This window comes from Amycolatopsis sp. NPDC051061 (genome assembly GCF_040682935.1).
GTDB lineage: Bacteria > Actinomycetota > Actinomycetes > Mycobacteriales > Pseudonocardiaceae > Amycolatopsis.
The window spans coordinates 1-19,728 of record NZ_JBFBBZ010000011.1 but is presented as its reverse complement, the minus strand read 5'-3'; the positions used below and the strand labels follow the sequence as shown (position 1 = coordinate 19,728).

Here is a 19,728-nt window from a genome sequence, read left to right as displayed (position 1 = left end):
AGGTCGTTCGTTGTACGGGTATGGCTGTCGCGTTCTTGTTGTACGTCTTCGCCGAGATCGCCGCGATCTGGGCGGTGGGTTCGGCCGTCGGCGTGCTCGGCACGCTGGGCCTCCTACTGGCCGGCGCCTTCCTGGGCTCTTGGCTGGCCCGCCGCGAGGGCGGCAAGGCAATGCGGGCGTTCATGTCCGCCGCGCGGGCCGGCCAGCCGGCGGAGAAGGAACTCACCGACGGGATGCTGGTCGCGCTCGGCGGGGTGTTGATCCTGGTGCCGGGGTTCGTCAGCGACGTGCTCGGGTTGCTGTTGATGCTGCCGCCTTCGCGGGCGGTGGTTCGGCGGTTGTGGCTGAAGCGGATGGAGAAGCGGGCTGTGCGGTTCGCCAACCAGCGCCGGGGGCCGGTGATGGTGGTGGATAGTGAGGTTGTGCCACCTACGGAGCCCCAACCGCGTCGCGAGCAGCCGACGGTGATCGAGGGTCGGATAGTGGAGAACTAGTCCACGCTGGGCTCGCCGGCCCGAACCTTGTCACAATGTGCGCGTGGAGCGCTTGAAGACCACGTCCGCGATACGCGTCCGGATGAGCAAGCAGAAGTCCCGGAACACCGGGATCGAGATGGCGCTGCGCAAGATCCTCCACAGTGCCGGCTTCCGTTACCGAGTGCACCGTCGGCCGGTGACCGGCGTCCGCCGCGAGGCGGACCTGGTATTCGGCCCCGCCCGCGTCGCGGTGTTCGTCGACGGGTGCTTCTGGCACGGGTGTCCGGAGCACGCGACCTGGCCGAAGAACAACGCGGACTTCTGGCGGGAGAAGATCGAAACCAACCGACGCCGCGATGCCGACACCGACGTTCGCCTCGACGACGCCGGTTGGCTATCCCTACGGATCTGGGAGCACGAAACCGCCGAGGCTGCCGCGGACCGCGTAATCACCGCAGTACGGGAACGCCGTTGAGCCTCAGTTCCTGGTCGTGTCCTTCACCAGGCCGTCAACTCCGTTGCGCGTATCTTTCCAACTTCGCTTGACGCACGAATCCAGCTTCACCACGTCGAGCTCCTTGCCCAGTGCCGCGGCGAGGACGTGCGCGGCCAACCGCGGTGGGATCGCATTGCCGATCTGCTGCGCGATGCCCCGACCGGACCACGGGTAGTCCGGTGGGAAAGTCTGCAGCTTGCCTGCTTCGTAGTCGGAGAAGCGGTCCGGCATACCCTTCGGTCTACCGACCAAACGGTTGCGGGAGACCTTTCCGGTGACAGTGAACGCGGGCTGTGTCGACAGCCGCTCACCACGGTCTTTCGGATCGCCGCCGGTGCCGTAGTTGGACACCACGGTGAACTGCTCCGACCAGCCGAGCGCCTCGCCCATGGTCTTCCACGGACGCAAGTGCGGATCGCCCTCGCCGCGCGCCGTCCCTTTACGATAACGACGGTGCGTGGGCTGGGGGAGCTTCGCCTCACCGTCGCGTCGGGCGATCAAGATCGCCCGACGCCGGGTCTGCGGAACTCCGAAGTCCTCCGTGTGGAGGATCCCGCAATCGACGTTGTAGCCGCGCCCTTCGAGCACCCGCGCGTACGCTTGCCACACCGGCAGCACCGCGGGAACCTGTTCGAGAACGATCGCTTCGTACGGAACGCCCGCATCCAGCGCCCACCTCAGGGGCTCCAGCACCAGGCCAGTGCGCTCGTCGTCCAATTGCGCAAGATCCTCGGTGAAGTCCTTGCCGTCGGCAATGGCGTCGACGAAGGAAAGCACCTGCTCCAACGCTCGCCTGCCCGTCCCTGCCCCGGCGACGGTGTACGTCTGACACGGTGGGCCGCCGCTCAAGTAGCGGGCCTTCGGGTAGTCGGCGGGCTTAGAAAGACGGACATCACCCTGCTTGGTGTGCAGCCCGGCTCGCTCGCGCGTGACGCAGGCATCTTCGTCCCATTCGATGCCGGCGACGGACACACCGAGCCAGTGGGCGGCGACGTCGAGCCCACCCGGGCCAGCGAAGAGGTCCACCATCTCGACCTGCGCAGACAAACATGAAGGCGGCTGTCCGTCGGTCATGGAGCGGAAGTGTATAAGGCAGGTCCGAAGAGAGACAGCACTACCGAACCCGACACGCCGGCTGGGCGCTTGTTTCGGCACGTACGCCAGCGTGACACGTTCGTGACCGACCAGAGTAACAAAGTCGACCGTCATCACGACGTGAAAGATCACGAAGCACGTTGCGCTTCGAGGGGACTACTCCGCTCAGTGATCGCCGTCCGACGTCGCCGACAAGGGCCGACGACCCTGCTGCGGACCGCTTCAGCGTAGATCATCCCGTCGTGCGCCCGGATACGCAGAGGTGAGTGTCGGTGACCGACAATGCCGAACGGAAGTACTCGGCGTCCCACGCCTCGGCGAACCCCGAAATTCCGGACAGCCTTGTCGTAATGGCGGCCGGTAACGGCTGCGACTCGACGAACGGTACCCCCACCGTCGGATACGGGCGACGGGGACCGACAAGCCGCTCACTCCAACGGCCTCATCTAATCAGAGATCACCCGCGACGCAGACCGCATGTGATAGGGAAGAAGACTCACGTATTCGAGAGACGAGTGCCGACGATGGAGTCCGTGTTGCACGATCGGATCAGGGCCAGAAAGGTGGACACCGATGTTGCCCGGCAACGATCGAGCACCTGCTCGCACACATACGAGACACCACGGCTGCAATACCGGATGATTCGAATTACCTCGCCGCGCACCGAGAAGCCGATGTCAAGCACGAGGAGCGGGAATCAATGGTGATAGATCCGCACTCTTGGCAGCCGGACCACTCGCTGGTCCAGGCGGTTATGAACCAGTTCGATGTCGCCATCGCGGTGTACAACAAGAACTCGAACCTCCTCTCGGAGCACGCGAATCATGAGGAATCGATCCGGGTCGGCGGCTACTCGGAGCGGACACTGCTCGAGCTCGTCCAGAACGGCGCAGACGCCATGTCCGGAGCCGACCGCGAAGGAAACCTCACGGGCCGAGTCGAAATCGTCCTCGACATGACGAACCAGACGCTCTACTGTGCCAACACCGGACGTCCGTTCTCTCGGAGCGGGATCACCGCGATCACACACGCTCACCTGAGCGGCAAGCGAGGCGACGAAATCGGTCGCTTCGGACTTGGCTTCAAGTCCGTTCTCGCCGTTTCGGACGCCCCCCAGGTCTTCAGTCGGTCGGTGTCATTCGAATTCAACTCGCCACAGGCCCGTGTAGCACTCGCCGGGATCGAGCCCGCTGCGAAACGCCGTCCGATCCTACGGACCGCAACGGTGTCAGACGCCGTGGCCGCATTTGCTGGCGATCCAATCCTCGCCGAGCTCGCCGATTGGGCGACCACGGTTGTCAAACTTCCCCGGGCATCCGGCCTCACCCGGCTCCGTCACGAGATCGAGCTGTTTCCTTCGGAATTCCTGCTCTTCGTCGGCGCCATCCGAGAGGTCAAGCTTCGAGTCCTCGGCACCGAGCCGTTCGAGACGACCCACGTCTCCCGGGATTTCGGAAACGGGGTCCTGAAGATCGAGCGACCTGACGGGAGCGGCGACGAGTGGATTGTCGAGAGCCGGATGCACTCGCCGTCGGCCGAAGCCCGGAGGCAGGTCGGCGAAGCAGTCTCGCGTGAAAGGGTCAAAGTAACTGTCGCAGTCCCACGACGTCACGCACGGCAGCGGATCGGACAATTCTGGTCTTACTTCCCCCTGAAGGACCAAACGTCGGCCTCGGCCCTGTTCAACGCGCCGTGGAGTGTCAACGACGACCGGACCACGCTGCTCAGGAACGACTACAACCGGGAGATGCTCAAGACTCTCTCGGAAATGTTCGTCGGTCTGCTGCCGCAGGTGAGCACGTCCGACGACCCCGCCGCACACCTCGACTACATGCCTGCACGAGGCCGGGAAGCGCTCTCATTCGGCGACGAGCTGCTCTGTGCACACGTGCCGCAGCTGTCTGCAAATGCCGATCTTGTTCCCGACGCGACAGGAGCAATGACACGCGCCGCGAGGCTGCGGCCCCTGGACCTCACCGTCGCCAACGTCGAAGCGGACGATCATCAAGCGTGGATCAATTCACCGAATACGGCCGATGACGTTCCGCACTGGCGTTGTTACACGTCATCGCAGCGAACCACACGACTGCGCCAACTGTTCCTGGCATCGGTATCCCAAAGTCTCCTCGGCAGCGACAGGGATGACAAACGGACCCTGGAGGCTGTGCCCAAGCGTGGACTGCTCTCCTGGCTTCGGGAGTGGGCCGACGGCGACGACGTCGCGTCTTCTGCCCGTGCCCTCGAGTTCGTGTACGCCCACCGGAACCTACCCGATGTCGATCAGGCCAGAGTGATCCCGACCACCAACGGCATCCGCACGCTGCGGGACAGGAACACCGTCTTTCTGAACCAGGAAGACGACATAGCGATCGAAAATGCCGTCTTCGTCGCTCCCGATTACCTCGCTCAGCCCGAAGTGGACAAGATCCTCAGAGAATTCAGATTCCGCGACTTGGACCCTCTCGCGATTCTGAATGCCCGCCTGGCGAAGCTGTCGGCCAATCCTGATGACGAACAACTCTCCAAGGTTTGGGATGCTGTGCTCGGGGTCCCGATGGCGCAGGCGGTAAAGGTCCTGGCCGATCACACGACCACGGTCAAGGTTCCGACCGCGGACGGCGGCTGGGCGTGGCCGACACAGGTTTTCGATCTCGACGAACCCCTAGGTGACGAGCTGGCGGCCAAGACTCTGGATCACGAGCGTTGCCTGCCCTCGGTGGCGCACCGGCTCGGTGTCGTGCACAGCCCCGTCAGCAGGTACTCGTCGGAGGACGAGCCCCGTTTCGGGCAGTACCGCGAGTGGGTCCTGGCCACGCTCAACGCGCAACAAGGTCCCGGTCAGCGTCCGGTCGAGCGAGTGGAGTTGTACCCGGGCGAGGGCCCCGGCCCGTTTTCCGTGCTGTTCCTGCTGCGGGATGCCGAGGCATCCGACCGGACACGCGCGAACTGGACCGTCGGATTGCTCCAAGGCGGGGACTCGGACTGGACGTGCGAAGATCTGGACACGGGCACGTCCCACCGGATGCAGTCGCCCGTTCGCTGGGCAGTGGACCGCGCCGGCCTGCTGGACACCGATCACGGATTCCGTCTTCCTGCCGAGGTCGTCGCTCCGTCAATGCTCAAGTACAAATACCTTTTGCCACTTTTCCGCGGACCTCGCCCAGCCGCTGAGGCACTGGGTCTCCCTGACGCCTTGGACGCCGTACCGGCTCCGATGCTCCGTAACGCACTCGAAGCAGAGCTGTTCCCACCCACTCTCGACAACGCCGTGCTCGTCGAGTTCATCACCACCGCATGCCGCGTCGCGTACCCCGACAGTCGTCCCGTGACCATCCCGGCTCGGGTGAAGCGCGCGGTCGAAGCACGTCCACCGGCATCCGTGTACCTCGCCACAACTGACGAGCAGGAAGAATTCCTGTACTCCCGTCAGCGACCGTATCTTCGGGTAACGGAAGATACGGTCGTCGATCTCACAACTTCCGTCGGCTGCCGCCGATTCGAAGACAGCTTTGCGTTCTCGATGGTGATCGAAGGGGAACAAGAGAGCGAGCGCGTCGTTGACATCTTCAGTGGGCTGCGGGCCACGCCAGCCGCCGACGCAGTGCGAAACGCAACGATTGCACGGGCGCTTCGCTTGGTCAAGCGGGTAACCACCGAGAATGGCGTCGAGGACCAGTCGCTCGAGTGGCACCGCGATGGGCCCAATTTACTGGTACTCAGTGACGCCGACGAGCGCCGCCTCCTCGCCGTCGTCAACGAGGCCTTCGGCCTCTGCCTCACGAACGCCGAACTTGAGAACGTCCGTAAGGCTGCGCTTGACCAGCGGCTCCAGGCGCTTCGCCAAGAAGCGAAGGCCGCGTCCACCGACGCCGAACGGCTGGAGGTCTACTTCGGTCCAGACGACCTGCGCGACGCACTGCCCAAGGGACTTTGGCAAGCGCTCGAAGGTCAGGGTCTGGTGGATGACAACACCTCGGTCGCCGAACTGCTCCTGAGGGTTTTCGGCTCCGACTCGATCAAATTGCTCGCCGACCAGTTCCGACAAGAAGGCTTCGTCGATGTACCTACACAGTGGACGGGAGGCGCCTCGACCATCTCGTGGTTGCGGCAGATGGGTTTCGGAAGTGAATATGCTGGCCGACGCACGCGGCACCAGGAGGAAGAATTTGTCGTCCCGGGTGCCGTAAAGCTCAATGCTCTTCACCCGTTCCAGCAGAAGATCAGTAGCCGCCTGAAGGACGTCCTCACACTTCGTGAGGCGAATGGTCGTCACCTCAAGGCAATGGTCGAGCTTCCGACTGGATCGGGCAAGACACGCGTGGCGGCCGAAACGGTCCTCCGGCTCTTCATCGACGGCGGCCTGCGCGGGCCGGTCCTGTGGATAGCACAGTCGCAAGAACTCTGCGAACAGGCAGTCCAAACCTGGAGCACCGTCTGGCGTGGCCTCGGAGACGAGCGCCCGCTGACGGTAGGCCGACTGTGGGAAAACAACACAGTGCACGAACCGGATACGGAATTCTCTGTCGTGGTCGCGACGGATGCCAAGCTCGACATCGTCCTCGAGAATCCCGAGTACGGTTGGCTGAGGAACGCGGCTGCGGTGATCGTCGATGAAGGGCACCGAGCAGGCGGTTCTGAACGGTACACTCGAATTCTGACCTGGTTGGGCATTGCTGGCCGCGGTTGGGAACGTCCCCTCGTCGGGCTGTCTGCGACGCCTTTCAAAGGTACGTCCGAATCTGCGACCGCAGCGCTCGCGAGCCGATTCGGCATCCGTAAGATCGATATCTTCGACTCGGCCAACGCCTACCGGCATCTCACGGAAACCGGTGTCTTGGCAAGGGTTCAGCACGAGGTGCTTTCGGGCATCGACGTCGTCCTCCAGCCGGACGAGGCGGCCGAGGCAGAGCGGCAACGCCGGGTTCCGGCACGTGTCATGGACCGCGTCGGCGCCGACCTCGCACGTATGTCGACGCTCGTCAACCACATCATGAGCCTGGATCCGAGCTGGCCGGTGCTCGTCTTCACCCCGAACGTCCTTTCAGCCCAGGTGCTCGCCGCGACATTGCGCTATCGAAACGTCGCGGCGGCCGCCGTGAGCGGGCAGACCGGCAGACAGGAACGCCGAGAAGTCATCGAGAAGTTCAAGAGGAACGAGATCCGCGTTCTCGCGAACTGTGATCTGCTGGCCCAGGGGTTCGACGCCCCCGGTGTCCGCGCCCTCTACATTGCTCGCCCCACTTTCAGTCCGAACGCCTACATCCAGATGGCCGGACGCGGCCTCCGTGGACCCGACAACGGAGGAAAAGAAGAGTGTCTGATCGTAGACATGGCAGACAACTTCGGAACCTTCAACGATTGGCTCGGTTATCGTAAGTACGAAGACCTTTGGCAGGAGCAGCACGCGTGATCCTCGTTCCGGACCTGACCGACATAGAAAAGAATGCGACCAGCGACGCGGAACGCCGTGCAGCCCGCCTCCTGCGGGAGATCGAGGGGGACGCCGACGCAGTTGCCTTCCATTCGGTGAAATTGCGGTCCCACGCATACAAACAGCAGGCCGAAGCGGACTTTGTCGTGCTGTGGAAAAAAGTCGTCATCGTCATCGAGGTCAAGGGCGGCGGCGTGAGGAAACACGACGGCGTCTGGTACAGCATCGACCGACGGGGTGACTGGCACAAACTGGCCACCTCGCCGATGGAACAAGCGCAGTCGGCGATGTATGCCCTTCGGAAAATCTTCCGCGAAGAAGGGGTCGGCTGGTTCGCACACGAGGCCGTCGTGATCACTCCGGACATCGATGACCCTCCGCACTCGATCGAGTGGCAGCCGAGCAACTGGCTGGCGCGTGATCACATGAGTATCGGGAGGTTGACCAACGCTCTCGACAAGATTGCGGACAACGCACAGAAGCCGCCGACGGACCGTAAGCTGGCAAGAATCGAAGACCTGCGGACGCGCCTGTTCGGGCACTTCACCCGCATGCCGGTGATCGACGCACAGCGCGGTGCGGTGATCGAGGAGCAGAACCGCGCCACGGCGGGCCAGGCTAGGGTGCTCGCGTCTCTGGCGCGGAATCCTCGGGTGCTGATCTACGGCGGCGCCGGTACAGGTAAGTCACTGGTTCTCGTCGAGGCGGCCAAGCAGGAGGCGGACCAGGGGAGATCCGTCCTGATAACATTTCGCTCGCCTGCGCTCCGCAGCTTCTTCTCACCTCACGTGCTCGGTCGCGAGATCGATTTACTCCCCTTCGACCTGCTGGAACCCGCCAAAGCCTATGACGTCGTCTTCATCGACGAGGCACAAGACCTGATGACGGCGGCTGGTATGGACAGGATCGACGGAGTGGTCGTCGGCGGCAGGGACACGGGGCGGTGGCGGATGTTCCTCGATATGAACAACCAGGCGCATGTGGACGGGCACTTCGACCCCGATGTTCTGGAGATCGTTGTCTCCGAGGCGCTTTCAGTCGATCTGGCCCTCAACGTCCGAAACACCCGGGCGATCGTGCACATGGTCCAAGAGTACGTCGGAGCGGATGTGGGAGATCCGGGCATCGTCCACGGTGAAAAGGTCCGATGGCAGACGACCGAAGAAGAACACAGTCTGGCCAAGGCCGAATCCGTGGCGGAGGGATTGACTGCCGACGGCGTCCGTGCCGACGACATCTGGATCATCTGCACGACCTCGAGCGCACCGCCTGAGAAGACGAAGCGTGGTTTCACCGTGACCAGCCCCAAGTACGCCAAGGGCCTCGAGGCAGATCACGTGATCGTCTGTGAGCTTCCCGAGCGGTTCGACGAAGCGGCGACCGCAGCCTTCTACGTCGCCGTGACGCGCGCACGAGTTTCCTTGGACGTGGTACTCACCCGCGATGACAAACGACGCATCCAGCACCTGGTCCGACGACAGTTGGAGAAGAAATGACCCTCACCCGGATTCAGGAGGTTGCACTGGGTCACCTCCGGACGGCGTACACCGGCCCTGATTGCGGTGAGAAGGAAGTTCTTTTCAACTTGCCCGACCGTCAGTACGCCGTGGGAATACTGTTTCCCGCAGCATCGGCGCCTCCGGGACCAGACGCCGCCGGAGAAGGTGCGCAGGTGGAGGCGGACGTTGTTGCGGGTGATGTGGAGGAGGCCGGCGCGAGCGTCCCGCTGGCCGAGGACTGGCGGCCGTCGTCGGTCGCGATTTCCTTCGTCACCGACAAGCCGAGCGTGTCGTGCGACTTCTCCGGTGGGACCTACCGGTCGATCAGCGACGAAGGTCCGCCACGTTGGCAGCGTGCCCCCTTCCGGTTCGAGGGGCTCGAACTCGCACAGGACCATCCCCCGCATGTCCTCAAGGCGGGCGAGGTTCCGATCGAGATCGGATCGAGGTGGCGTACCTACGGGGACGCTCACCTCGTGACAGTGCACGCTCGTGTGTTGGCCGCTTCGACCGAGGAGGACCGCCGCGACATCGACCTGACGCTCTTCCAGGTAGCTCTCGGGGTGACCCCCGCACTCGGTGGCCGAATCCTGGAGTACGACAGGACCAACGCGTTCGACTCCGACCCTGAATCCGCTGAGTTACGGCTCCGGTACCGAGACAACAAGATTTACGCGGTCGGCCACGGCATGGCGGCGGACTGGGACCTTACCGACGGGATTTGTACGCGGATCTTCCTCCAACCGGTGCCTGCCTTCGTCGTGCCCGCTGTAGAGACGACCGGACTCAATCCCGAATCCGTAGAATCGGCAGCACTCCTCCTCGACAACCTGTCACGTATCGACACGGAGACCAGCCGCGTGACTTCGATGCTGGACGCTTTCGTCGACGCATTCTCCCAATGGGTCACCGAGCAGACCGACTGTGTCGACGGCTTCGGAGCCGATGCGCCGATCGCGCGCTCCATCACCGATCGGGCGGGTACTGCCTTGCACCGGATGAGAGCAGGCGTCGAACTCCTTCGCGCGCCTGGGCAAGACTCGTTGAGAACCGCCTTCGCACTTGGCATGACCGCCATGCAGCTCCAAATCCGTCAGACCGCGATCAAGAGCGGCATCGATCCGATGCTCGTCGAGGAGCCCCGGTGGCGTCCGTTCCAGCTCGGTCTCCTGCTGGTGGCCATGGCATCGACAGTCGACGAAACACACGGTGACCGTGAACTCGTCGACTTGATCTGGTTTCCAACCGGCGGCGGCAAGACCGAGGCCTACCTCGGCCTGGCGGCCGTGGAGATCTTCCGGCGCCGCATCACCCACGGCGTCTCCGGGGCGGGCACCGCCGTGATCACGCGATATACCCTTCGCCTGCTGACCTCCCAACAGTTCCAGCGCGCGGCCACACTCATATGTGCCATGGAGCTGCTTCGGAAAAAGGACCAGCGAGCGAAAGGGATGGCACCGTTCTCCATCGGACTCTGGGTGGGGAACGAGGTCACTCCTCGCACCCGGGTAGACGCGAAGGCAGCGCTTGAACGTCTACACAGAGCAGCACGCCCCGAGGAAGCGAACCAGTTCCAGATCGAGAGCTGTCCGTGGTGTGGCGCGCCGCTTCTACCGCGAACAAGGTCCATCAACCTGGCTGGCTACGGCTTCCGCGACGTCGGCCATGACGTAGTCATCCACTGCACTCAGGCGAAATGCGAGTTCCACAGTGAGCTCCCCGTGGCCGTAGTCGATGACGTCCTCTACGACGAACCGCCGACAATTCTCCTGGCGACCGTCGACAAGTTCGCGCGCCTGCAGTTTCTTCCCGAGGCTGGCAAGTTGCTCGGACTCGGCACGCCGTTTCGGCAACCGTCGCTGATCATCCAAGATGAGCTGCATCTGCTATCGGGTCCGCTTGGCACGACCGTCGCTGTCTTCGACGCCGTCATCCAGGTGCTCCTGAGCCATGGCGGTCGGGCTCCCAAAATCGTCGCGTCGACCGCCACGATTCGTGCCTCGGACGAACAGGTTCGAGGTCTGTACGGACGAGACGTGGCTCTGTACCCGCCGGCGGGTCTGCACGGCGACCGGACCTTCTTCTCGCGTCCGGTAGAAAACGGTGAAGGCCGTCTCTACGTCGGGCTGATGCCCCAGTCGATCTCGCAGGTGTCCGCGGTCGTCGCCGCGACAGCCCCCCTGGTCGAAATACCGGAGGTGCTCGCCGCGGGCTCGACCACGTCCACCTCGAGAGACTCCTACTGGACGCTGGTGATGTATCACAACAGTCTCCGTGAACTCGGTCGCACGGGGACGCTGGTGGTCGACGACGTCAACGGTCGTCTTGAACCGCGCTCGGAGCGGCTGAGGGTACCGTTGCGGCAGGTTCGCGCCGAGCGGATCCTGGAGCTCACCAGTCGACGAGGGCCGGATGAACTTCCCAATGACCTTCGCGAGCTGGGACGAAGCATCGACGATTCGCCAGAGGCGATCGACGTCGTGCTTTCGTCGAACATGCTCTCGGTCGGGATCGACATTCCCCGACTGGCTCTGATGCTGATGGTGGGGCAGCCCAAGACGACCGCCGAGTACATTCAGGCGACGAGCAGGGTGGGACGTGGCCGGAACAACGGCGTGGTCACCACACTGTTCCGGTCCAATCGGGCCCGTGATCGCTCGCACTTCGAAAGCTTCCGTTCGTATCACGAAGCCCTGTACCGCAACGTCGAACCGACGAGCGTGACCCCGTGGTCGTTGTCCTCTCGAACGCGTTCCTTGGCCGGTGCATTGGTCGCCTTACTGCGGCATTCATTTCCGATTCTTGCCGCGAACGACGGCGCGTCGCACCTTGACCTCGACGACGATCGCATACAAGGCTCGATCGAAAAGCTTTTGACGCGCTTCCTAGACTTGGTGAATCGCTCGGACGGAGTCGAAGCGGAAGAGACCAAGGAAGAGGTGTGGCGGCTCCTGCGCGAATGGGACCGCCGTGCGAAGATCGCCCGCGAGGCCTGTGGCGTACTGGTGTACGACCGCCGGAAGCAGGAAGACGATGCGCTGCTCAAACGCTTCGGCCAGAGTGGTCCGGGGTGGCTCGTTGCAGATTCGATGAGGTCGGTCGAGCCGAACGTCGCGATCCGCGTACGCGAACCGCTGGAAGGTGGCAACGGTGGAACCCGTCGTGCATGATCTACGTCTTTCGGAGACGATCACGCCTTTCGGCGTGGGAGCCATCGTTGATGTGCTGGGCGAATCTCTGATCGCGGCCGACACCTCCTGGTGGGACCGCAAGTACGCGACCGAGATCAGCTGTGATCGGCTTCTCGCCCGGCTGGGGCCGGGCGTCCTTCGACAGGCGCCCGCACACGCCGGGCGCGCCGCCAAGGAAACAGCGCACCTGCTCTACTGGCGCTTTCCCGCGTGGCGGTTCTGCGAGCAATGCACACGATTATCCCAGATCACGGGCAGGAACAAGGGTCGCTGGGTCAACAGGTGCGAATGCGGCGGAAGGCTCGTTCCGATGCGCTACGTCGCCGTCTGCGAGAAAGGCAGCCACATTCAGGACGTGCCCTGGTTCAAGTGGACGCATCGGGGCAGCAGTGGGGACGTCACCGACTCCGTGCGTTTTTGTCGTTCTTACAAGGAACTTAAGTTCGTGCGATCGTCCCAGCGCGGCGAGGGCCTTGCGTCGCTCAACGTCCACTGTGCGGGGTGCCGGCGCAGTCGGCCGCTCTCCGAGCTGGTGGGTAAGAATTCACTGAACCGCGACGGGATTCGCTGTACTGGTTGTCAGCCTTGGCAGGAGCCGACTAGCGACAAGGTGTGCGATCATCAGCTCAGCGCCGTTCAGCGGGGCGCCACCGGAAACTACATCGCCGAACATCTGTCGGCCCTCGACATTCCCGAAGATATTCCCCGGTCGGCCGAGCAAGCGGAAGAAATCCGCAATCACGTGTACTTCGAGAAGGTGGTCGCCGACAATGGCGGCCCCCAGGCCGAGATGGTGGCCGGATGGATTGCCGACGAGGTCGGGGTTACAGCTGCGGACGTGCTCACACTCGCGGCTGGCGGAGACGCTGCTGAGGAACCTTCCCTTCTCGGCCTTAAAGACGGCGAGTGGGCAGCCTTCTGCAAGAAGCTCGATGGCGGTCGGGATCACAGCGTTGGCGACTTCGTGGTCGACGGTTGGCAGGTGTCCGCCGAGAGTCGCCAGCCCTCGGCATTGACGAGCAGGTTGACAGGAATCGGCCAGGTGCGCCGCGTCCGCGAGGTTCGGGCACTTCGCGGCTTCCGGCGGCACAACGCCGACGCCGAGTTCATCAAAGCCGGCTTGGGTATCGACAGCAAGCGAAAGCCGATCTACCCGGCCATCGAGATGTTCGGCGAAGGAATCTTTCTCCAATTCAACGAGGACCGGTTGTCCGAGTGGGAAAGCCTGCCGGAAGTCCGCGCGCGTGCCGAGATCCTGGTGGATCGGTGGAACTCCAGTCCATGGGCTCACCGCCTCGCCGTGCCGGAGCCGCGTTTCATCGCGTTGCACACCATCGCTCACCTTCTCGTCCGTCGGCTGGCCTTCGCCAGCGGTTACTCATCGGCTTCGCTCCAAGAGCGCATCTACGCGCACTCTGAGCGTCCTGATCGCACCGCCGGCATTTTGATCTACACAGCGGCTGGCGACGCGCAGGGAACTCTCGGCGGCCTCGTCCGGCTCGGACATCCCGATAAGCTCATTCCTCTGCTGCTGGCTGCCTTGGGCGACGCGGATGTCTGTTCGAACGATCCGGTGTGCATCGAGAGCGATCGCCAAGGTTCTTCGAACCTCAACCTGTCCGCCTGCCACGGCTGCGCACTCGTCAGTGAGACTTCATGTGAGACCGGAAACCGTCTCTTGGACCGCCAGCTGGTCCTCGGCGGTGGGACCGTGCCCGGACTTTTGGACCATGTACTTGACGAGGTGCGGCGCACGGACAGCGGATGACCTCGATCGAGGACACCGCGACGGCGCTGTTCGCAAATGCTGGCTACAGCTAGTCCCCGGTCGGCTTGGGGATGTCGAAGTAGCTGGAGAACCGCACCGCAGGCGCGTACTCGCCCTTCACCTTCACCCGGCCCGTCACGAACATCGCCGCCACTGCTGCGTTGCCCGTGGCCATCCGGATGAAGTCGTCCACCGACAGGGTGATCGTCGTGTCCGGGGTGCGGGACAGGTCCGTTGAAGAAACGCACACTCCGTCCTCGATCACCGTCTGGAAACGGTCGAATCCATCTTCGCCAGAGCCGTCGGAAAAGCGCCACGAAACCACGAAGTCCACATGGCGCGCGTGCTCCGGGAGGAAATGCTCCGACATTCGGCGGAAGATCTCGTCGAGGAACACCGAACGCAACTCCGGGTGGTCCGCGATGGCCTTCAGCTGGTCGCGGGAACAGCGCTTGACCACGTCCACCAGGACGTCCGTCGACAGGGAGCTCAGCTCGATTCCCGCTCCCGCGGAGCCCAGCATGTGCAGGGTTTCCAAGACCTGGATGAACTGCGCGGCCGTCAGGTTGGCGAGGACCAGCTTGTCCGCGAACGCGTTGACCGCGTGGCCGGCACGAACACCGCGGGGCCGGGAAAGGCGCCACTTCGCTTTTCGGGGCACGGCGACGAACTATACGGGGTGGGGGAGGTCGAAGAATCCGATCAGGCCCGCCGCGAAGGCCAAATCGCCCTTGACCTTGATTCTTCCCGTGACGAACAACACCGCCGGCGTCGACTGGTGGGTGATCAGGCGGAAGAAGTCCGCGGGCGCGATCGTGATCGTGACCCGAGGGGACGAGCGCACGTCCCGGGTGACCGTGCACGAGCCGTGCGAAATCACCGTCTCGTAGCGGTCGTAGCCGCCTTCACCTACTCCACCCGACAGGCGCCAGTGGACCACCGCGTGCAGGTCACGAGCCCTGTCGGACCTGATGTGCGCGCCCATGCGGGCGAAGATCTCGTCCAATACCCGCTCTCGCAGGGGCCGCTCCGCGACGACGCTCTCGAGCTGCGCGCGGGACGCCGACGACACCAGGGACGCGAAGCGCGCAGGGTCAACCTTGCTCAAGTCAAACGCCGGAGCGCGCGAGGCCAGCGTCAGCAGCGCCTTCAGAAAACGGCGGAAGTCGTCCTTGCCGAGATCGCGGGGGTTGACCGCGTCGGCGAGGGCGTTGACGTCGAGGGCGTGCGCCTCGGGGCTCAGCGGGTCGAGCCGCTCCAGCGCGTTCAGCAGCGCCGCCCCACGGAGCTCCGCGACCTGATCTGCGCTGGTCATCCCGGCGTTGTCGGCCATGGTCACTCCCTCTCAAGTTACTCACCCGTAGGCTACCCGCCAGTAGGTAGGCGGGCAAGCGTGCCGAAATCACCCTCCCGGGGCAGCGCCCGGTACCGTCTCCGGGCAGCAACAGGGAGGTCCAGCGTGTCAGAGGATGATCAGCGTCCGCCCGAACGGGCTCGGCGGCTGCCGCGCGCCGTTCGCGAGCGGCAGATCTTGGACGCGGCCGTCCAGGTTTTCTCGCGCCACGGCTACCACGCGGCCTCGATGGACGAGATCTCCGACGTCGCCGGGGTCTCGAAGCCGATGATCTACACCTACCTCGGCTCGAAGGAGGACCTCTTCGGCGCGTGCATCCGCCGCGAGGCGACGCGACTACTGGAAGCCATCCAGGCCGGCGTGAAGCCCGACCTGCCGCCGGACATGCAGCTCTGGCACGGTCTGCGGTCGTTCTACCGCTTCGTCGCCGAGTACCGCGAGTCGTGGACGGTCCTGCACCGCCAGGCGCTCACCGTCGGCGGCGCGTTCGCCGCCGAGATCACCGACATGCGGGCGCGCGCGATCCAGCTGGTCGCGGCGCTCGTCGTGTCCGCCGGCACCCGCAAGGGCGTCGGCGAGCAAGCCGAGTTCTCCGGCGAAGGCCTGTCCGCGGCCCTGGTCGGGGCGGCCGAGTCGCTGGCCGACTGGGCCCTCGACCACCCCGACATCTCCGACGGCGTGCTCGCCTCGTGGCTGATGAACCTCGTCTGGCTCGGCTTCAACGACCTCATCGAGGGCCAGGTCTGGAAACCGTCAGAGTGAGCTGACCGCGCCTTCCAGGTGCGGCTTCGAGCCGCTCCACAGCTCGAACGCCCAGCCCTCCGGCGTGGCCCACGAAGTGAACGCCGCCTTGGCCGGCAGCAGCACCGGCTGCTTGAAGCGGACGTCCACCGTGAACGCCGAGGGCAGCCGACCCTCGAACGCCGCCAGGGCGTGAGCCTTCGTCCACATCCCGTGGGCGATCGCGCGCGGGAAGCCGAACAGGCGAGCCGTCAGCGGGTGCAGGTGGATCGGGTTGCGATCCCCGGACACCTCCGCGTAGCGACGGCCGATGTCGCCCGGCACTCGCCAGATCGCGTCCGGAGTCGGCGGGGCCAGCTGGTCCCGCCGCGAAGAAGCGCCTGAAGAGCCGCCGCGACGCAGGTACGTGCTCACGTCGACCCACACCAGATCGTCCCCGGCCCAAGCTTCGCTGACGACGTCGAACTGACGGCCCTTCTCGTGCGCGCGCAGGTTCTCCGCGCGCACCCGGATCGTCAGTGGCTCGCCCAGGCGCAGCGCGCGGTGCTGGGTGATCCGGTTCGTCACGTGCACCATGCCGAGCAGCGGGAACGGGAACCCCGGCTCGGTCATCAGCGCCATCTGCAGCGGAAACGCCAGCATGTGCGGGTACGTCGCCGGCAGCTCGTCGCTCAGCCGGAAGCCGCACACCGTGTTGTACGCCGCCAGGTGCGCCGGGTCGACGACGACGCCGGTGCGCACCAGCTCCGTGTCCGGCAGCGAAGAACCCGACGGCTTCCGGAGAACGCCGCCGAGCAAGGCCTTCGGGTACAGCGTCGCCAGGCTCGGCGTGCTGTCCAGTTCGCGGATCGCCACCGTCACGCCCCCAGCAGGGCCTGGCCGCAGACGCGGACCACGTTGCCGTTCACCGCGGCCGACGCCGGGTTCGCGTACCAGGCGATCGTCTCGGCGACGTCGACCGGCAGGCCGCCCTGGCCGAGGCTGGACAGCCGCCGCCCGGCCTCGCGGATGAACAGCGGGACCGCCGCCGTCATCTTCGTCTCGATGAACCCCGGCGCGACGGCGTTGATCGTGCCGCCGTACGCCGCGAGCTGCGGCGCGCCGACGTTCACCATGCCGATCACGCCCGCCTTCGACGTCGCGTAGTTCGCCTGGCCGACGTTCCCCGCGATGCCCGCGATCGACGAGACGCCGATGATCCGCCCGTTCTCGTTCAGCACGCGGTCGCCGAGCAGCTTGTCGTTCACCGCGAGCTGCGACGCCAAGTTCACCGCGATCACCGAGTCCCACGCGCTTTCGCTCATGTTGCCCAGCGTCTTGTCGCGCGTGATGCCCGCGTTGTGCACGATGACGTCGACGCCGCCGTGACGCTCCTTCAGGTACTCCGCGAGCTTCGCGGGCGCGCTCGGCGAAGTGATGTCGAGCTGCAGCGACGACCCGCCGATCTTGTTCGCCACCTTCGACAGGTCGCCGCCCTGGGCGGGGATGTCGAGCGCGACGACGTGCGCGCCGTCGCGGGCCAGCACCTCGGCGATCGCCGCGCCGATGCCGCGGGACGCGCCGGTGACCAGCGCGACCTTGCCGTCGAGCGGCTTCTCCCAGCTCGCGGGCGCGGAAGCCGTCTTGCCCTCGGCGCCGATCCGGATGACCTGCGCGTCGACGAACGCGGACTTCGCGGAGAGCAGGAAGCGCAGCGTCGACTCTGTCGCCTCTTCGGCGCCTTCGGCGACGTACACGAGCTGAGCCGTCGCGCCGCGCTTCAGCTCCTTACCGACGGAGCGCACGAAGCCCTCGAGAGCGCGCTGAGCGATCCGCTCGCGGCCTTCGACCTGCTCCGGCGGCGTGCCCAGGACGACGACGCGGCCGGACGGGCCGACGCTGCGAATCACCGGGTGGAAGAAGTCGTAGACCTCGCGCAGGCGCGAAGGATCGGTGACGCCGGTGGCGTCGAAGACGAGCGCCGCGTGCCGGTCGCCCGAAGTGGTGACGACGTCGATGCCCGCGTCGGCCAGTTGATCCTTAAGGGTCTTCTCGAGCCGGCTGCCGGGCGCGGCCCCCAGAAGTGCGGGACCCTCGAGGGCGGGTTGCCCGGGCTGGTACCGGCGCAGCGTGGCGGGGTTGGGCAGGCCGAGCTTCGGCACCACGAACTTCCCCACCGGGGTTTTCGTGAACTGCTGGTACCTGTCCGCCATCGAATGCCTCCCGTGCAGTCTGCGTCACGTCGCAGTCTAACCTACTTGCGAGTAGGTTACAGTGTGAGAGAGCCGATCAGAGAGGTGGAGTTCATGCCGCCGAAACCGCGACATTCAAAACAAGCACCTGCCGTTCGCAAGGTCGCGATCATCGGGGGCAACCGGATCCCCTTCGCGCGGTCGAACGGGCCGTACGCGAAGGCGTCGAACCAGGACATGTTCACCGCCGCGCTCGACGGCCTGGTCAGCCGCTTCTCACTGCAGGGCGAGGTGATCGGCGAGGTCGCCGCCGGCGCCGTGCTCAAGCACTCGAAGGACTTCAACCTGGCCCGCGAGAGCGTGCTGGGCAGCAAGCTCTCGCCCGCGACGCCCGCGTCCGACGTCCAGATGGCGTGCGGCACCGGTCTCCAGGCCATCGTCAACGTCGCCAACAAGATCGCGCTCGGCCAGCTCGACTCGGCCATCGCCGGCGGCGTCGACACCACGAGCGACGCGCCGCTGGCCGTCAACGAGGACCTGCGGCAGATCCTCATCCGGCTCAACGCCGCCAAGACGCTCGGCGACCGGCTCAAGCTCGTCGCGAAGATCCGCCCGGGGCACATCGTCCCGGCGATCCCGCGCAACGAGGAGCCGCGCACCGGCCTCTCGATGGGCGAGCACGCGGCGCTCACGGCGAAGATCTGGGAGATCACGCGCGAGGCGCAGGACGAGCTGGCCGCCGCCAGCCACCAGCACCTCGCCGCCGCCTACGACCGCGGGTTCTTCGACGACCTCGTGACGCCGTTCCTCAAGCTCGCGCGCGACCAGAACCTGCGCGCGGACTCGACCGCGGAGAAGCTCGCCAAGCTCAAGCCGGCCTTCGGCGGCCCCGGCGGCACGATGACCGCGGGCAACTCGACGCCGCTGACCGACGGCGCGTCGACCGTCCTGCTCGCCACCGACGAGTGGGCGAAGGCGCACAAGCTGCCGGTGCTGGCGTACCTGACGTTCTCGCAGACCGCGGCGGTCGACTACGTCCACGGCGAGGAGGGCTTGCTGATGGCGCCCGCGTACGCCGTGCCGCGGATGCTCGCCCGGGCCGGGCTTTCGCTGCAGGACTTCGACTTCTACGAGATCCACGAGGCGTTCGCGTCGCAGGTGCTGGCCACGCTCAAGGCGTGGGAGGACCCGGCGTTCGCCAAGGAGAAGCTGGAGCTGGACACGCCGCTCGGCGCGATCGACCGGGCGAAGCTCAACGTCAACGGCTCGTCGCTGGCGGCCGGGCACCCGTTCGCCGCGACCGGCGGCCGGATCGTCGCGACGCTGGCGAAGCTGCTGCACGAGAAGGGGTCCGGCCGCGGCCTGATCTCGATCTGCGCGGCCGGCGGCCAGGGCGTCACCGCGATCCTGGAGAAGTAGCTCCCCAAAAGCCGTGAAGGCCACCTTCAGGAACTTAAAGTTCCTTAAGGTGGCCATAAACGCGTTAGGGGGTTGGTGGGGGGGGGC

At 65.1% G+C, this 19,728-nt stretch carries 13 protein-coding genes; 8 read left to right on the top strand and 5 right to left on the bottom strand.

The annotated features are described in order from the left end of the window. The first annotated feature begins 20 nt into the window (after positions 1–20). Together AB0N03_RS16705 and AB0N03_RS16700 are read left to right on the top strand one after the other, a co-directional pair. Positions 21–494: an FxsA family protein gene (locus AB0N03_RS16705; protein ID WP_364371717.1), complete on the top strand. Its 474-nt coding sequence runs from the start codon at positions 21–23 to the stop codon at positions 492–494. Positions 495–576: 82 nt separating this feature from the next. Beyond that, positions 577–951, top strand: a complete 375-nt coding sequence (locus AB0N03_RS16700; protein ID WP_364372279.1) for a very short patch repair endonuclease — start codon at positions 577–579, stop codon at positions 949–951. Between the two features lie 3 nt (positions 952–954). Here the strand turns inward: AB0N03_RS16700 and AB0N03_RS16695 are convergent, their stop codons facing one another. Beyond that, entirely contained in the window at positions 955–2,046 is a 1,092-nt protein-coding gene (locus tag AB0N03_RS16695) for a DNA cytosine methyltransferase (protein WP_364371714.1), read from the bottom strand. Between the two features lie 721 nt (positions 2,047–2,767). Between AB0N03_RS16695 and AB0N03_RS16690 the strand changes: the two genes are divergently transcribed. Genes AB0N03_RS16690 through AB0N03_RS16675 form a run of 4 tightly spaced genes read left to right on the top strand, consistent with a single transcriptional unit; the run spans position 2,768 to position 13,956 of the window. Then, a complete protein-coding gene (locus tag AB0N03_RS16690; protein WP_364371711.1) occupies positions 2,768–7,477 on the top strand; it encodes a DEAD/DEAH box helicase family protein in 4,710 nt (1,569 codons plus the stop codon). After that, positions 7,474–8,994 (top strand): NERD domain-containing protein, encoded by a 1,521-nt coding sequence (locus AB0N03_RS16685; protein WP_364371708.1) that lies wholly within the window; start codon positions 7,474–7,476, stop codon positions 8,992–8,994. Before AB0N03_RS16690 ends, AB0N03_RS16685 begins: the two co-directional genes overlap by 4 nt. Beyond that, the gene (locus AB0N03_RS16680; protein ID WP_364371705.1) at positions 8,991–12,167 is read left to right on the top strand and encodes a helicase-related protein; all 3,177 of its coding nucleotides are present in this window, start codon (positions 8,991–8,993) and stop codon (positions 12,165–12,167) included. The genes AB0N03_RS16685 and AB0N03_RS16680 overlap by 4 nt, the downstream gene beginning before the upstream one ends. Beyond that, complete coding sequence (locus AB0N03_RS16675) at positions 12,148–13,956, top strand: DUF1998 domain-containing protein (protein ID WP_364371702.1); 1,809 nt, start codon at positions 12,148–12,150, stop codon at positions 13,954–13,956. The genes AB0N03_RS16680 and AB0N03_RS16675 overlap by 20 nt, the downstream gene beginning before the upstream one ends. A 49-nt stretch (positions 13,957–14,005) precedes the next feature. Here the strand turns inward: AB0N03_RS16675 and AB0N03_RS16670 are convergent, their stop codons facing one another. Next, positions 14,006–14,617: an SCP2 sterol-binding domain-containing protein gene (locus AB0N03_RS16670; protein ID WP_364371699.1), complete on the bottom strand. Its 612-nt coding sequence runs from the start codon at positions 14,615–14,617 to the stop codon at positions 14,006–14,008. Positions 14,618–14,626: 9 nt separating this feature from the next. Next, on the bottom strand, positions 14,627–15,289 hold the full coding sequence (locus AB0N03_RS16665; protein WP_364371696.1) for an SCP2 sterol-binding domain-containing protein: 663 nt from the start codon (positions 15,287–15,289) through the stop codon (positions 14,627–14,629). A gap of 126 nt (positions 15,290–15,415) precedes the next feature. On the opposite strand from AB0N03_RS16665, the gene AB0N03_RS16660 reads away from it, so the two are divergent. After that, the gene (locus AB0N03_RS16660; RefSeq protein WP_364371693.1) at positions 15,416–16,072 is read left to right on the top strand and encodes a TetR/AcrR family transcriptional regulator; all 657 of its coding nucleotides are present in this window, start codon (positions 15,416–15,418) and stop codon (positions 16,070–16,072) included. Here the strand turns inward: AB0N03_RS16660 and AB0N03_RS16655 are convergent. Beyond that, on the bottom strand, positions 16,064–16,906 hold the full coding sequence (locus AB0N03_RS16655; RefSeq protein ID WP_364372276.1) for a MaoC/PaaZ C-terminal domain-containing protein: 843 nt from the start codon (positions 16,904–16,906) through the stop codon (positions 16,064–16,066). The genes AB0N03_RS16660 and AB0N03_RS16655 overlap by 9 nt on opposite strands. A 2-nt stretch (positions 16,907–16,908) precedes the next feature. Further along, positions 16,909–18,243, bottom strand: coding sequence for a 3-oxoacyl-ACP reductase (locus AB0N03_RS16650; RefSeq protein WP_364371690.1), 1,335 nt, complete (start codon positions 18,241–18,243; stop codon positions 16,909–16,911). Positions 18,244–18,336: 93 nt separating this feature from the next. On the opposite strand from AB0N03_RS16650, the gene AB0N03_RS16645 reads away from it, so the two are divergent. Next, on the top strand, positions 18,337–19,641 hold the full coding sequence (locus tag AB0N03_RS16645; RefSeq protein WP_364371687.1) for an acetyl-CoA C-acetyltransferase: 1,305 nt from the start codon (positions 18,337–18,339) through the stop codon (positions 19,639–19,641). The last annotated feature ends 87 nt before the right edge of the window (positions 19,642–19,728 follow it).